Annotated in this window: 16 protein-coding genes; 4 read left to right on the top strand and 12 right to left on the bottom strand. The window is 62.1% G+C overall.

Annotated elements, in window-relative coordinates:
- Positions 1-2 precede the first annotated feature (2 nt).
- The 11 genes from CRN80_RS09280 to aspA form a co-directional block, all read right to left on the bottom strand.
- Positions 3-806 carry an aspartate dehydrogenase gene (locus tag CRN80_RS09280; RefSeq protein WP_003195676.1) on the bottom strand — a complete coding sequence of 268 codons (804 nt, stop codon included), beginning with the start codon at positions 804-806 and terminating at the stop codon, positions 3-5.
- Positions 807-816: 10 nt separating this feature from the next.
- Positions 817-2502, bottom strand: a complete 1686-nt coding sequence (locus tag CRN80_RS09285) for a thiamine pyrophosphate-binding protein (RefSeq protein WP_047712100.1) — start codon at positions 2500-2502, stop codon at positions 817-819.
- Entirely contained in the window at positions 2495-3292 is a 798-nt protein-coding gene (locus CRN80_RS09290) for an SDR family oxidoreductase (protein ID WP_098950022.1), read from the bottom strand. The genes CRN80_RS09285 and CRN80_RS09290 overlap by 8 nt, the downstream gene beginning before the upstream one ends.
- Before the next feature lies 1 nt (position 3293).
- Positions 3294-4127, bottom strand: coding sequence for an IclR family transcriptional regulator (locus CRN80_RS09295; RefSeq protein ID WP_003195671.1), 834 nt, complete (start codon positions 4125-4127; stop codon positions 3294-3296).
- A complete protein-coding gene (locus CRN80_RS09300; RefSeq protein ID WP_098950023.1) occupies positions 4124-5002 on the bottom strand; it encodes an alpha/beta fold hydrolase in 879 nt (292 codons plus the stop codon). The genes CRN80_RS09295 and CRN80_RS09300 overlap by 4 nt, the downstream gene beginning before the upstream one ends.
- A gap of 4 nt (positions 5003-5006) precedes the next feature.
- Positions 5007-5546 (bottom strand): cupin domain-containing protein, encoded by a 540-nt coding sequence (locus tag CRN80_RS09305; protein WP_032894482.1) that lies wholly within the window; start codon positions 5544-5546, stop codon positions 5007-5009.
- A 13-nt stretch (positions 5547-5559) separates the two neighbouring features.
- Positions 5560-6327 (bottom strand): SDR family oxidoreductase, encoded by a 768-nt coding sequence (locus tag CRN80_RS09310; protein ID WP_169918545.1) that lies wholly within the window; start codon positions 6325-6327, stop codon positions 5560-5562.
- Positions 6324-7100 carry an ABC transporter permease gene (locus CRN80_RS09315; protein WP_032894483.1) on the bottom strand — a complete coding sequence of 259 codons (777 nt, stop codon included), beginning with the start codon at positions 7098-7100 and terminating at the stop codon, positions 6324-6326. Before CRN80_RS09315 ends, CRN80_RS09310 begins: the two co-directional genes overlap by 4 nt.
- Positions 7101-7127: 27 nt before the next feature.
- On the bottom strand, positions 7128-8120 hold the full coding sequence (locus CRN80_RS09320) for an ABC transporter substrate-binding protein (protein ID WP_003195661.1): 993 nt from the start codon (positions 8118-8120) through the stop codon (positions 7128-7130).
- A 39-nt stretch (positions 8121-8159) separates the two neighbouring features.
- Positions 8160-8996 (bottom strand): ABC transporter ATP-binding protein, encoded by an 837-nt coding sequence (locus CRN80_RS09325; RefSeq protein WP_050499539.1) that lies wholly within the window; start codon positions 8994-8996, stop codon positions 8160-8162.
- Positions 8997-9405: 409 nt separating this feature from the next.
- A complete protein-coding gene (gene aspA / locus CRN80_RS09330) occupies positions 9406-10830 on the bottom strand; it encodes an aspartate ammonia-lyase (RefSeq protein ID WP_003195657.1) in 1425 nt (474 codons plus the stop codon).
- Positions 10831-11011: 181 nt separating this feature from the next.
- Between aspA and CRN80_RS09335 the strand changes: the two genes are divergently transcribed.
- Positions 11012-11926, top strand: coding sequence for a LysR substrate-binding domain-containing protein (locus CRN80_RS09335; protein WP_032894486.1), 915 nt, complete (start codon positions 11012-11014; stop codon positions 11924-11926).
- A gap of 62 nt (positions 11927-11988) precedes the next feature.
- Here the strand turns inward: CRN80_RS09335 and CRN80_RS09340 are convergent, their stop codons facing one another.
- Positions 11989-12642 carry a reprolysin-like metallopeptidase gene (locus CRN80_RS09340; RefSeq protein WP_098950024.1) on the bottom strand — a complete coding sequence of 218 codons (654 nt, stop codon included), beginning with the start codon at positions 12640-12642 and terminating at the stop codon, positions 11989-11991.
- Between the two features lie 361 nt (positions 12643-13003).
- Between CRN80_RS09340 and purE the strand changes: the two genes are divergently transcribed.
- From purE to CRN80_RS09355, 3 genes are all read left to right on the top strand, one after another.
- Positions 13004-13495 carry a 5-(carboxyamino)imidazole ribonucleotide mutase gene (purE, locus tag CRN80_RS09345; RefSeq protein ID WP_003195648.1) on the top strand — a complete coding sequence of 164 codons (492 nt, stop codon included), beginning with the start codon at positions 13004-13006 and terminating at the stop codon, positions 13493-13495.
- Positions 13496-13506: 11 nt separating this feature from the next.
- Complete coding sequence (locus CRN80_RS09350; RefSeq protein ID WP_032894489.1) at positions 13507-14592, top strand: 5-(carboxyamino)imidazole ribonucleotide synthase; 1086 nt, start codon at positions 13507-13509, stop codon at positions 14590-14592.
- Positions 14593-14697: 105 nt separating this feature from the next.
- A complete protein-coding gene (locus CRN80_RS09355) occupies positions 14698-14943 on the top strand; it encodes a GlsB/YeaQ/YmgE family stress response membrane protein (protein ID WP_003195642.1) in 246 nt (81 codons plus the stop codon).
- The last annotated feature ends 62 nt before the right edge of the window (positions 14944-15005 follow it).

A 15005-nucleotide genomic window follows, 5' to 3' on the forward strand; every position in this document is an offset into this window, starting at 1 on the left:
TCCTAAATGGAAATTGCGTGGGCATGGTTGCCCAAGGCACGGACCACGCTGTACACGGTCAGCGCCGAGGTTTTCGGGTTGGCCAGCAAGGGCTTGCCGCGCAGGCTCAACTCGAAACGGCCAAAGGCGCCACGGGCTTCGAAGTGGTGGACGTTTTCATCGCTGTGGGGGTCGGCGATCAACGTCACATGGGTGCGGTCCAGGCCCAGCCCGGCCAGCGACAGGGTGGCCGCAACGTTGGCGTTCTTGGGGTACAGGCGCGCCGCTTCGCGGGCGCTGCCCTGGAAGATCACCGTGGCTTGCTCGATGGTGTCCAGGTCGCAGGCCTGCTCGCCAGGGGTGTTCTTCCAGGCGCGGGCCGGCTTGCGGCCGGTGTAGTTGACCGCGTCCAACCCGCCGACCTTGGCCGCCGACAGCGCATCGATGCCGCCGATGGCGCCAGGCAGCAATTCGATGCGGGTCTTGCCGCGTTCCGCCGCCGCCTCCAGGCGCTCCACCAGGCCGATCTCGGACAACGCGCCCACCGATACAATCAGGCAGGCAATCCCACGCTCCAGCGCCGGCAGCACATGCTCTTCAATGGCGCGATGCCCGGCGCACTCCACCAGCAAATCCGGGCGGGCATCGGCGGGCAAGGCCGTCAGCACCTGCGGCGGCTGTTTGAAACTGGCCAGGCGCTGGCGCACCAAGGCTTCGGAGCCCTCGGAGGCGATGACGTAATCCACGCACAGCTGTGGGTCGTTCTCCAGCAGCTCCAGCACACCGACGCCAATGGCACCGCAGCCGATCATGGTGATATGCAACATGGTGCGATCCTCAGGCGGTGGCCTTCTGGGCTTTGGTTTCGCTGTTGGGCGGGCCGGCAAACTGGGTGGCGAAGTTGCCGACGCTGAGCATGTCCACTTCCAGCAGGAACGGGCCCGGCTGGCTCAGGGCGCTGTCCACCACCTTGCCGAAGTCCTTGAGATCAGTGACCAGGCCATGGCGCAGGCCCAGGGACTCGGCGAGCTTGGTGTAGTCCGGAGTGTGCAGGTCGACGTAGCAATGGCGGCTGCCGTAGACCGCGTCCTGGATATTGCGGATCACGCCGTAGCGCTGGTCGTTCATCAGCAGGATCACCAGGTTGGCGCGCTCCTGCACCAGGGTCGCCAGCTCACCCAGGTTGAGGATGAAACCGCCGTCACCCGCGATGGCGAACACTTTGCGCTCAGGCGCGGTTTCCGCTGCCGCGACGGCTGCGCCGATGCCCATGGCCAACCCCTGGCCAATCCCGCCGCCCAACGCATGAACACCCGCCCGTGGGTGATACAGGGTCAGCAGGCGGTTGCCCCAGATGCTGTTGGACAGGGTCACATCGCGTACCCAGGAGAAGTTGCGCCCGGTCACAGCCTGCAATTGCTCGACCATGGCCGAGTACGGCCCGAGGTCGGCCATCAGTTGGCTACGTGATTGCTCGCGCACGGCTTTGAGTTCCGCGAGAAAGCTCGGGTCGGTGTGCAAGCGACCTTCCAGGCGATCAGCCAGGCCTTCGAGCGCCAGCGCCGCGTCGCCGCAGACAAACAGTTCGCTGGCGTAACTACGGCCTTCGATCGCCGGGTTGGCGTCGATGCGCAAGAGGTTCGAAGGCAGTTTCAGCGCGTACTTGAAGGTTTCGTTACTGCGCAGCCGCGAGCCGGCGATCAGCAGCGCATCGCAGGTTTGCAGGAACTGTTCGACGCGCTTGTTCTGCGAAAAAGCCCCCAGGCAACGCTCGTCGTCTTCATTGACCACGCCGCGTCCTTGCGTGGAAGTGATCACGCCCACGCCCATCGCCAGCAGGCGCTTGACCTGTGCGCCGGCGTGCCGGGCGCCGCCGCCGAGCCAGAGCATCGGCCGCTTGGCGCTGGCCAGGCGGTCGGCCATAAGGTCCAGGGCTTCCGGCGCGGGCACGGCCACCGGGATCGGCAGGGGCGACAGGTCGGTGGGCATCGGGATAAAGGTGGACTGGATATCGATAGGGATTTCGACGCTGACCGGCCCGGTGGGCGCGGTGAGGGCGGTCTGCACCGCGAGCTTCATGGTGCTCAGGGCGGTCTCGACGCTGCGTACGCGAAAGGCGGCCTTGGATACGGCCTTGAGCATGTTCAACTGGTCGCGGGCTTCGTGGATATAAGCCAGTTCTTGGTCCAGGTACGGCGTTTCGATCTGCCCGGTGATGTGCAGCAGCGGGGTGCCTGCGGTTTGGGCTTCGACCATCGCGCCAGCGGCATTGCCGGCGGCGGTGCCGGTGGAGGTCAGGCACACACCCAGGCCGCCGGTGGTGCGGGCATAGGCGTCGGCCATGTTGGCGGCGCCGGCTTCGCCCCGGGCCATGACGAAGCGGATATTGCCGCGCACTGCAAAGGCATCGAGGATCGGCATGTTGTGGATCGAGATCACGCCGAACACAGCCTTGACGTCGCATTGCTCGAGAAAGGCGGTGATGGCAGCGCCCACGGTGACAGTGTTGTTTTCATTACGCATGGCGGGACAGGCCTCCGGATACATCGATATGGCTGCCTGTGGTGTAAGCCGACAGAGGCGAGGCCAGAAACAGGATCGCGCGGGCCGCTTCAATCGGCAGGCCCAGGCGCCCCAGGGGAATGTGTTTTTGTTGTGCCAGCCGCGCGGTCCATTGCGCCCAGCCGAGGTCGCGTTCTTCGCGCGCTTCGAAACGCCGGCGCCATTGCTCGGACTCCACCAGGCCGATGAGGATGCCGTTGACGCGGATGCCCTGCGGGGCGAATTCAGTGGCCATCGAGCGCACCAGGTTCTTGAGCCCGGCGCGTGCGGCGGAGGTGGCGACCATGTGCGGTTCGGGCTGGCTGGCCAGCAGCGAATTGACGCAGACGATGGCGGCGTCAGGCTGGCTTTCCAGCTGAGGCTTGAAGGCGCGGACCGGGTTGATCACCGAGAAAAACTTCAGGTTCAGCTCTTCGGTCCAGGCGCTGTCGGTGGTGTCGGCAAAGGTCGAGACCCGGCCTTGCCCGGCGTTGTTGATCAGCACATTGGCCGCTCCCAGCGCAGCCAGGCTGGCGGCGGCAAACGCGTTGACCGACTCGGCATCGAGCACATCGCAGGCCTGGGCCAGCAGTCGGGCCTTTGGGAAACGTTCGCGCAAACCGGCTTCAGCACGGCGCAGGCGCTCTTGATCGCGACCGCAGAACGCCACCGCCGCACCGGCTTCCAGCAGCAGTTCGACACAGGCCAGGCCGATGCCCGAAGAACCCCCGGTGACAATGGCGACGCGGCCCTGCAATTGGTAAAGGCTCATGTCAGTCTCTCATCAAGGCGGTGACGCGCGGCTGACCGTTATGGGCGCCGCCGTTGTAGTTGAGCAGGCGTGACAACTCGTCGGCGCTGCGCCGGACCTGATTCAAGAGTTCCTCAAAGTTGACGTGGCCGATCTGCGCCGTGGGGATGGTCACGCCCAGGGCTGCGACGATGCCGCCGCTCTGGTCACGCACGGGCGCGGCCACGGTGGAAATCGCCGATTCGAAAAAACCTTCGCCACTGACAAAACCGCGCTGGCGGTCGGCCTGGACCAGGTCGAACAGCGCCATCACGGTTTTCGGCGTGCAGGGCGAGTGTTGTTCCAAGTGCTCTTCGGGGTACAACTCGCGCAACTCGGCCAGCGACAGGTCTTCGAGCAGGATGCGCCCCAGCACGGTGGCGTGGGCGGGCAGGCGGGTGCCGACGTTGACCGCGTTGGAGAACACCGACGGCGGTGAAACCTTGGCCACGTAGACAATCGAGCGACCGTCACGCACCACCAGGTTGCTCGGGTAGTTGACCCGGTCGCACAAGCGCGCCAGCAACGGCTGGCCCAGTTCGGTCAGCTCCAGCGACGCCAGGTACTCGAAGCCCAGGCGCAGCACGGACATGCCGAGGCGGTATTCATTGCCGCTGCGGGTGACGAAGCCCATGGTCTCCAGGGTGGTCAGCAGGCGGAAAATGGTCGAGCGGGGCAGTGCCAACCGACGTGCCAGCTCCGGCGCGGTCAGGGTGCGGTTGCGCCGGCTGAACTCACAGAGCAGGAGCAGGCCGCGCTCCAGGCCTGGAACGATGTATTTGTCCTGAGCGTCTTTGAGCAGATCGGAATCGTTCATAGGGTTCTACCAGTCAGGGATTGATGAATGGCGCAGGCCAGGCGCCCGGCTACCACTTGGGGTTGCTCGATGGGGCTGGCGTGGCCGGCGTCGGCAATCAGGTTGAAGCTGGCGCCCAGCGCCTTGGCCACGCTCAGGCAGGCCTCGGCGGGGGTGATGCTGTCGGCTTCACCGCAATGCACCTCGCAGGGCATGGCCGGTTGGCCATGGCGCAGCAGGTCATCGCCGCACAGCAATTCAATGGCCTGGCGATAACCCACGGGGTTCAGGCGCGCCATGTTCCAACGCACCCAGGCCATGGCCTGGGGCGTGGCGCGGGGCGACAGCATGTGGGCGCTGCGTTGTTCAGCCAGGCCAGCGATGCCCAGGCGTTGCAGGTTGTCCAGGCGTTGCTGACGCACCTGTTGGCGCTGTTGGCCAAGGGCTGGTGCGCCGTAGCCGCGCGCCGGGCTGATCAGCACCAGCCGATTGACGCGGTGGGCCTGTGAACTGCGGGCGAACGCCAGGGCGGTGAGGGCGCCGAGGGAGTGGCCGACCAGCACACATTCCTCGACACCCAGTGCATCCAGCATCTGCGCCAGACGGGCTGCGTACTGCTCGGCCTTGGGCGCATCCGACTCCAGCGGGCTGGAGTCGCCGTAGCCGGGTGCGTCCCAGGCAATAACCCGGGCCTGGGGCGCCAGTTGCCGCGCCACTTGCAGCCAGGACGCCGCCCCGGAGCCGATACCGTGCAGCAGCACCACCACCGGCCCCGCGCCACATTCACGCAATGCCTGTTGCCCACCGGCCGAGGCCACCAGGCGTTGGGGGAAATCACGCTCCAGTTGGGCTTGCAGGTCGGCCGTCGGCGCGGCTTGAGAGAGTCCTGGCAGCATGGGCTTATCCGCGCTTGATCGAGGCCAGAGGGTGCTCTGGCGGGTAGGTCGGTGTGATGGGTTTTTTCGCGCCGAGCATCACGCACATCAACGCATCTTCATCGCCGATGTTGATCTCTTCGCGGTACACGCCCGGTGGCACGGAAATCACGTCGCGGTCGGTGAGGATGGTCTCGAAGCGCTCGCCGTCTTTTTCCAGCACCACTTTGAGCTTGCCGCGCAGCACGAAGAACACTTCTTCGACATCGATGTGCAGGTGCGGCGGGCCTTCGTGGCCGGCCGGGATCACCATGGTGGAGAAGGTGAAATGCTCCGACGGGATGGTGTTCATGTCGGTGCTGATGCCGGTGCCACCGGTGCCGATGTAGCGCATCTGGGCGCGGCGGAACTTGGGGTCGTAGTCGGCCTGGAACTTCAGCGCATCCCAGTCGTACTTGCGCGTTTCGTAACGGGCGATACGGGTGTTCATCCAGCTTTCCAGGCTGGCGCCGGTCGGGCGATCCCAGCTTTTCGGGGTGTCGTTTTGGGCAGATAGATCAGTCATGACAGTCTCCAGATCAAGGCATGACGAACCCGCCGTTGACCGGCAGGGTTTGTCCAGTGATGAAGCGGGCAAGGTCGGACAGCGCGAACAGCACGGCGCCGCTGACGTCTTCGGGCAATTGCGGGCGTTGAATCGCCCGCTGGTCGTTGTACAAACGGTGGCGTGCCTCGGGCACGTAGGCGGTGGCTTCCACCAGCACCAGGCCAGGGGCGATGGCGTTGACCGTGATGTTGTCGGCGCCCAGCTCGCGGGCCAGGCTGCGGGTCATGGCGATGATTGCGCCCTTGCTGGCAACGTAGGCCAACAGGTTCGGCGCGCCCCACAGGGGCGTGTCGGAGGCCAGGTTGACGATGGCGCCGTGGCCGCTGGCACGCAGTGCCGGCAGGCAGGCGGTAGTCATCAGCCAGGTGCCGCGCACGTTGACCTGCATCACCTGGTCCCAGGTGTCGATGCTCAGGTCTTCGCAGCCTTTGCCACCGGAGTTGGTGATGGAGGCGTTGTTCACCAGGCCATCGAGGCCGCCCAGCAAATCGAGTGTCGCGGTGATGCATGCCTGGATCGACTCAGGCTGGGCCAGGTCGACAGTGACAGCCTGCACGTCCAGCCCCAGGGCTTGCAGTTCACACGCCGCCTGTTGCACACGGTCTTGCAGCACATCGGCAATCACCACGCGAGCACCGGCCTGGCCGATGGCCTGGGCGAACCCGTAACCCAGGCCACGGGCACCGCCGGTTACCAGTACGCGACGACCTTCGAGCAAACGGTTTTGATTGTTCATCATTGCGTGCTCAACATGGCTTTGGGCATGTAGTGCAGGACGCGTTTTTCTGCCCACACCACGGCGCCGTAGGCGACCACCCCAATCAGGGTGAGCATGACGATGGCGACGAATACCCCGGCCGTGTTGCCTTGGCCCTCGGCGTCCACCAACAGGAAGCCCAGGCCCTGGTTACCGCCGACCAACTCGCCGACGGTGACGCCGATCACCGCCAGGGTGGAGGCGATGCGCAGGCCGGAAAACAGCGCGGCCATGGCGGAAGGAAATTCCACCAGGCGAAAGATCTGCCAGCGGCTGGCGTTCATGGTGCGCACCAGGTTGATCATGTCCGGGTCGACCGTGCGAATCGCCGAGAGCACGTTGATCATCACCGGGAAAAACACGATCAGGATCGCGATCAGAATCTTCGGGTAGATGGTGTAGCCCAGCCACATCACGAACAGCGGCGCAAAGGCGACCTTCGGTGCAATCTGCAACGCCAGGATGTAGGGCGACAGCATCGCTTCAGCCGCGGGCGACAGGCCCAGGGACACCCCAATCATCACGCCCAGCAAGGCGCCCAGGGCAAAGCCGACGACGATCTCCATGGCGGTGATCAGGGTGTGTTCCAGTAGGCCGCCGCTGTGCCACATCACCAGGCTTTCCTGGGCCACGCGGCTGAGTTTGGGCATGACGAACTCGGGCATGCCGAGCAGCCCGGGGCCCCATTGCCAGAGCGCCAGGAACAGGATCAGCAGCGCCACGCTACCGAGCACGGAGGGGTTCAGGTTTTTCATCGTATGCGTACCTTGTTGTCCGGTGCGTTATTGCGCGGCGACCGGGCTGTCGACGAATTGGTTGGTGAACAGCTCATCCAGCGGGGTTTCCCGGGGGACGATGCCTTCGCTCACGTAGAACTGACGCACCTTGTCCAGACGCTCGGGGTCGATGTGCCCCAGCACGCGCTGGTTGGCGTAGACGTGCTCGACATAGAGCTTGAAGATCTTCTCCAGCGAGTCTTCCTTGCCGGCGTAGGTCGGGACCGCCTTGGCAAAGGTGACGGCGGCGGCGCGCGGGTCCTGGATAATGTCGTGCATGCCTTTGAGGGTGGCCTGGACCACGCCGCGTACCACCTGGGGGTGATTCTTGATGGCGTCATCCGAGGCGAGGATGGCCTGGGCCATGCTTTCGAAAATCTGCTCCTGGGGAATCAGCTTGATCTGCGCGCCGGCTTCTTCGGCGGTGACCATCCAATCCGGCACACCGGCCATGGCCTGGGCCTTGTTGGCTGTAAACAACTGCCAGACCCCGGCAGGCCCCGCGGCCTGAATGTCCACGTCGTTCTTGCCAAGGCCGGCCTTGCGCAACGAAGCGAGCAGCGCGTAGTAGGTGGTGTCCGAATACGACATCACCGTCATGGTCTTGCCCTTGAGGTCGCTGACGTTATTGATGTTGTCCTTGGAATGGGTGGCGATCATGGTCACGCCGCCCGCGCCCAGCACCGCCACGGCGCGCACCGGGATACCGTTGCCGCGCACCATGATCGGCGTGTCGCCGATGGCACCGCCGAGCAGGGCATTGCCGGCGCCGATCTGCTTGGCCACATCCACACCACCTTTGGCGGCAATGAACGTGAGGTTCAGGTCCTGGGCCGCGTAATAGCCTTTTTCCTTGGCGATGATCCACGGTGCAAAGGCTGGCAAGTTGGGCGGGGCCGGCAGCAGGTAGGTGACGTCGGTTGGCTGCGCCTGGGCCGCGCAGGTCAGGCCGAGGCCAAGGCTGAGCGCGCAAAAACGTTGGAACAGAGACTTGAGCATGGGAACTCCTGAATCGGTTGAGGGCCGCAAGCGCGGTAATCAGTGCAGTTCGGTGTCGGCGCCGACGTGCAGCAGCTCCATCAGACGACCGACCAGCGGGCCGATCTCCGGTAGCTTGCGGCGCTCCAGCGGGTTATCGCGAAATGGCAGGTCGATGCTGATTTCTTCGATGATGGTGCCGGGGCGGGCGCTCATGACCAGCAACCGGTCGGACATGGCGATGCCCTCGATCAGGTCGTGGGTGATGAACAGCGCAGTCTTCTTTTCATCGAACAGCATCCGCGCCATGTCCTGCTGCAGGATCATCTTGGTCTGGGCGTCGAGGGCGGAAAACGGCTCATCGAGGAACAACACCTGGGGGTCGATGGCCAGGGTGCGTGCCAGGGCGGCGCGTTGGCGCATGCCGCCAGAGAGTTGGAACGGGTAGTGGTCGGCGAAGCCGTTGAGGTGGCAACGGTCGAGCAAGTCCAGGGCTACCTTCTGCCGGGTCGCGCTGGGCACGCCTTGAATCTCCAGGCCCAGTTCGACGTTGCGGCGAATGCTGCGCCAGGGCATCAGCAAATCTTTTTGCAGCATGAACGCGACTTGTGGCACAGGCCCGGTCACCGGCTCGCCGCCCACGAAGACTTCACCTTCAGTGGGCCGATACAGGCCAGAACCCATATTGAGGATGGTGCTCTTGCCACAGCCGGACGGACCGATGATCGACACGACCTCGCCGCGACGAATCTTGAAGTTCACATCGCGAATGGCAAATGGCGCTTCTGTTTTACCTTTGGCTGGGAAACATTTACCGACATTACGGAATTCAATTTCAGTCGGCTCCAGCTCTTCCTTAAGTGCGGGCGTATTCCATTGGGGCGTCACGGCGTACATCTCTTTCACAGCCATCAGGAAGGTACTCTGGTCTGTTTTATAGGTGATACGCCGTTTAGTGCATGAACAATGCCAGTGAGTTAATTCCTACAAATTTTTGTTGAATTCCCTTTTAAATTAATTGGTTGCGAGACTAAGGTTATTTATTGAGCGTTTCATATATGAAACCATTGTTTTTATATGGCACGAAACTGCACACCGTTTGTGCACGCAATGGGAACTTGCAATGAATCAATGCTTTTTCAAGTAACGCCGCAGGCGTGATGTTTTATAGGTGAAACGCATTAACAGCGCTTTATATAAGGAGAGGAATTACGGGCAAAAAAAAGGGCCTGAAGAACGAGTCTTCAAGCCCTCAAAAGGTGAGAGGTGTCTAGTCCCTCAGCCTGGTGAGCGGTGCAACAAACGCTTAGGCCTTCAGCGGGACCAAGCGTGGGGCAATCATGTTTTCCGGGCGCAGGATGTCGTCGAGCATGGCGTCGTCGAGCAAGCCTTCTTCGCGTACCAGTTCCAGCACGCCGCGCCCGCTTTCAAGCGCGATACGCGCAATGCGGGTGGCGTTTTCATAGCCGATGTACGGGTTCAGCGCGGTGACCAGGCCGATGGAGTGTTCCACCAGTTCGCGGCAGCGGGCTTCGTTGGCGGTGATGCCGACGATGCAGTGCTCGCGCAGCATGTCCATGGCGCGTTGCAGCAGGCGGATCGAGTCGAAGATCTTGAAGGCGATCAGCGGCTCCATCACGTTCAACTGCAGTTGGCCGCCTTCGGCTGCCATGGTCAGGGCCAGGTCGTTACCGATGACCTGGAACGCTACCTGGTTGACCGCTTCCGGGATGACCGGGTTGACCTTGCCGGGCATGATCGAGCTGCCTGGCTGGCGAGCCGGCAGGTTGATCTCGTTGATGCCGGTGCGTGGGCCGCTGGACAGCAGGCGCAGGTCGTTGCAGATCTTCGACAGCTTCACGGCAGTACGCTTGAGCATGCCGGAGAACAGTACGAAGGCGCCCATGTCGGAGGTGGCTTCGATCAGGTCGGCCGCCGGTACCAGCGGCTGGCCGCTGATGGTAGCCAGGCGTTGTACGGCCAGGGCCTGGTAGCGCGGGTCGGCGTTGATGCCGGTACCGATCGCTGTGCCGCCCAGGTTCACTTCGGTCAGCAGCTCTGGCGCCAGGGTTTTCAGGCGGGCCAGGTCTTCACCCAGGGTGGTGGCGAAGGCGCGGAATTCCTGGCCGAGGGTCATCGGCACGGCGTCTTGCAACTGGGTGCGGCCCATTTTCAGCACATGGCTGAACTCGGCGCCTTTGGCGGCGAACGCCTGGATCAGGCTGTCGAGGCTGGCCAGCAGCGCGTCATGGCCCAGCAGCAGGCCCAGGCGGATCGCGGTCGGGTAGGCGTCGTTGGTCGACTGCGCCATGTTCACGTCGTTGTTGGGGTGCAGGTACTGGTACTCACCCTTCTGGTGACCCATGGCCTCCAGCGCGATGTTGGCGATGACTTCGTTGGCATTCATGTTGGTTGAAGTGCCAGCGCCGCCTTGAATCATGTCCACCACGAACTCTTCGTGGAAATCGCCGCGGATCAGACGAGCACAGGCTTCGCTGATGGCAGCGTGCTTGGCTTCGCTGAGCTGGCCCAACTCGCGGTTGGCGTCAGCCGCTGCTTGCTTGACCATTGCCAGACCGACCACCAATTTCGGGTAATGCGAAATCGGAACGCCCGAGAGACGGAAGTTATTCACCGCTCGCAGGGTCTGGATGCCGTAATACGCTTGAGCCGGTACTTCGAGTACGCCAAGCAGGTCTTTTTCGGTACGGAAAGATGCAGCAGAGGACATGACGGAAATCATCTCAATATGGACCCGGGACTGGCCGGAACGCTGCGAATGCTAGGCTTGTAGAACTTTTTGGGCCAATGCTGTTAAACACTGGCCTATGCACAAACGGCATAATGTGGATGTGACCCGGTTATCTTGGCGGGCGTGTGTGCCAAAATGGTGCATTCCGTGGGAGGCAGTGATGAACCTTGAGAGCAAGTGGTTGGAAGACTTCAGCGCCCTGGCGGCGACGCGTAGTTTTTCCCAGGCGGCTGAGCGGCGCTTTGTCACCCAGCCGGCGTTCAGTCGGCGTATCCGCAGCCTGGAAGCCGCGTTGGGGCTGACGCTGGTCAACCGTTCACGCACGCCGGTGGAGCTGACAGCGGCCGGGCAGTTGTTTCTGGTGACGGCGCGCACGGTGGTCGAACAGCTGGGCGAAGTGCTGCGCCATTTGCATCACCTGGAAGGCGGGCAGGGCGAAGTCATGCAAGTGGCGGCCGCCCACTCCCTGGCCTTGGGGTTCTTCCCACGCTGGATCGCGCAGTTGCGCAACGAAGGGCTGAACATTGCCACGCGGCTGGTGGCCACCAACGTCGGCGACGCCGTGCACGCCCTGCGCGAAGGCGGTTGCGACCTGATGCTGGCGTTCTACGACCCGGACGCGGCGATGCAAATGGACGCCGAGATTTTCCCGTCGCTGCACCTGGGTAACACCGAAATGCTCCCGGTGTGCGCCGCCGATGCCGATGGCAAGCCGCTGTTCGACCTGGAAGGCGAGGGCAGTGTGCCGCTGCTGGCCTACAGCGCCGGCGCGTTCCTGGGCCGCTCGGTGAATTTGCTGCTGCGCCAGCGTGCCCTGCGCTTTACGACCATTTACGAAACCGCCATGGCCGACAGCCTCAAGAGCATGGCGCTGGAAGGCTTGGGTATCGCCTGGGTGCCGCAGTTGAGCGTACGTGCAGAGCTGGCGCGCGGCGAACTGGTGGTGTGCGGCGGGCCGCAATGGCATGTGCCCCTGGAGATTCGCTTGTATCGCTGCGCGTTGGTGCGCAAGGCGAATGTGCGGTTGTTGTGGCGCAAGCTCGAGAGTGGCATCGCAGTGAGTTCCTCCGCATGAGCGGAGGCAGGTCAGTGATTGTTCGAGCTGATGGAAGTAAAACGGTAAAAGCGCAGTTGGTATTAATCTTTACTGGCCAGATAATTCTTAATATTTTGCCGATTGGCGGGGCTGAAAGTGTAAGTGGTGGAACTACTACTGTGGGGTGCCATATAGGTATAAGTCTTAATGTCCTCGTACCAGCTTCCGAATAGCCGCCAAGCCTCAAGGAGCTTAATACCACTGGCCCAGCGGCGCTTGATATGCACTTCAGAGTCGTCATGTTTGGCCCCTAGTAAATGACCGATCTCATGCGCGACGACTTCTGGCGAGACCAATGAAGCGATGGCGAATGTTCCGCCTTTGCTTTCCCCATATGTCCTCGCGGCGCCTAAAACTCTATCGTTTAATTTGTCGTTGGTAACGAGAACGACTTTGGTCAAATCATTGGTTTTTAAGCCGTTTTTAGTCATTTCGTCGAGAATTTTAGCGCCGAGAGTTGTCCAGCGTGTTGCAGCGTCATCAAAATCATCACCTTTGTATTCCATACTGCTTTGGGGCTCGCCCTGCGCGAAGATGACATTGATTTTCCGCTCTGCGAAGCTCTCCAGCTCTTTTACGACGGCGTGAAAATAATCAGCGTAAATGGTTTTTCGTTTGGACTGTGCCACGTCATTATGAATAACAGCGATAATGGTAATGTCTTTTTTGGATGTACCTTCGATTGTCTGAGTCATCCTTTAATCCTTCAAGAAGTTAAAAGTAATTGATAGTGAATCAGGATGCCGGTGAGTTTATTGAATGAGGGCGTTCCCTCTGGCGGTAATTAATTCTCGACGGTACGTCGGTTTGGCGAGCGGACGTGAGTGTCGTGCTTTGGGTGCGTTAGAGGCTGACCTTAGAGTCAATAAATCGCTCGGTAGCTAGGAATGACAGATGGTCATCCCAGGGGCTGTTTATCTGGATTATTACGGTATACTGCGCGGCCTTCGGCCGGTCCAACCGGCCTTAATTCGTACACCAAGCCACGCCGGATTTCCTGCGTGGCTTGTTGTTTTTTGACGCGCCTGCGGGCGCCCAGAGAGAAGAGGCACGACGATGAGTGCATTGGTTGGCGTGATCATGGGCTCCAAGTCCGATTGGTCCACCCTTAGCCACACCGCCGATATGCTGGAAAAACTCGGCATTCCGTACGAAGTGAAGGTGGTCTCCGCCCACCGCACCCCGGATTTGCTGTTCCAGTATGCCGATGAAGCAGAATCCCGTGGCATCGAGGTGATCATCGCCGGTGCCGGCGGCGCTGCGCACTTGCCTGGCATGTGTGCGGCCAAGACTCACCTGCCCGTACTTGGCGTGCCGGTGCAGTCGTCGATGCTCTCGGGCGTGGATTCGCTGTTGTCCATCGTGCAGATGCCGGCCGGCATCCCGGTGGCAACCCTGGCGATCGGCAAGGCCGGCGCGATCAACGCAGCCTTGCTGTCGGCCAGCATCCTGGGCGCCAAGCACCCGCAGTTTCATGCGGTGCTGAAAAAATTCCGTGCTGAGCAGACAGACAGCGTGCTGGACAATCCAGACCCACGCATTGCCTGAGGTTGTTATTGATGAAGATCGGTGTAATCGGTGGCGGCCAACTGGGCCGCATGCTGGCTTTGGCGGGTACGCCGCTGGGGATGAACTTCGCTTTCCTAGACCCGGCGCCTGACGCCTGCGCTGCGGCCCTGGGTGAACACCTGCGCGCTGACTACAGCGACCCGGATCACCTGCGCCAACTGGCTGATGAAGTTGACCTGGTGACCTTCGAATTTGAAAGCGTCCCGGCTGAAACCGTGGCCTTCCTGTCGCAGTTCGTGCCGGTGTACCCGAGCGCCGAAGCTTTGCGCATCGCTCGCGACCGCTGGTTCGAAAAGAGCATGTTCAAGGACCTGGGCATTCCGACCCCGGCTTTCGCCGATATTCAGTCCCAGGCCGACCTGGACGCTGCGGTTGCCAGCATCGGCCTGCCGGCGGTGTTGAAAACCCGCACCCTGGGCTACGACGGCAAGGGCCAGAAAGTCCTGCGCACCGCCGCCGATGTGGTCGGTACCTTTGCCGAGCTGGGCAGCGTCGCCTGCCTGCTGGAAGGCTTTGTGCCGTTCACCGGCGAAGTCTCGCTGATCGCCGTGCGTGCCCGCGATGGCGAAACACGCTTTTACCCGTTGGTGCACAACACCCACGTCAACGGCATCCTGAAAGTGTCGGTAGCCAGCACTGACCACCCGCTGCAGGCCCTGGCCGAAGATTATTCCAGCCGCGTCCTCAAGCAACTGGATTATGTCGGCGTGATGGCGTTCGAGTTCTTTGAAGTCGACGGTGGCCTGAAGGCCAACGAAATCGCCCCGCGTGTGCACAACTCCGGGCACTGGACCACCGAAGGCGCCGAGTGCAGCCAGTTCGAAAACCACCTGCGGGCGGTGGCGGGCTTGCCGTTGGGCTCCACGGCCAAGATCGGCGAGAGCGCCATGCTCAACTTCATCGGTTCTGTGCCGCCGGTAGAGCGCGTGATGGCGATCAAGGATTGCCACGTGCATCACTACGGCAAGGCCTTCAAGGCTGGGCGCAAGGTCGGCCACGCCAACCTGCGTTGCAAGGACCGTGCGACGTTGCAGGCGCAGATCCTCAAGGTTGAAGCGCTGATCGCCGAACAATAAGCCTGGCCCTGGCGGGAACCATTGGGGTTCTGCGTCTCTCTGATTGCAGGATGCCAAAGCCTGACTAGGCTTTGGCATGACTCATACCAATCAGAGGGAAATGCCATGGGTATCATCGGAACCATCTTTATCGGCTTGATCGTCGGCCTCCTGGCGCGCTTCCTCAAGCCTGGCGACGACAGCATGGGCTGGATCATGACCATCCTGCTGGGTATCGCCGGTTCCCTGGCCGCCACCTACGGCGGTCAGGCCCTGGGGATCTACCAGGCAGGCCAGGGCGCAGGCTTCATCGGCGCGCTGGTAGGTGCCATCGTGTTGCTGGTGATCTACGGCCTGGTCAAAAAGAAGTAATCAGCCGACAAAGTCCTCTGCGCTGCGCAGGCGCAGAGGGCTAGAATGCTCGGCACTTGTAT

This window comes from Pseudomonas sp. FDAARGOS_380, from assembly GCF_002591235.1.
GTDB classification, from domain to species: domain Bacteria; phylum Pseudomonadota; class Gammaproteobacteria; order Pseudomonadales; family Pseudomonadaceae; genus Aquipseudomonas; species Aquipseudomonas salmasensis.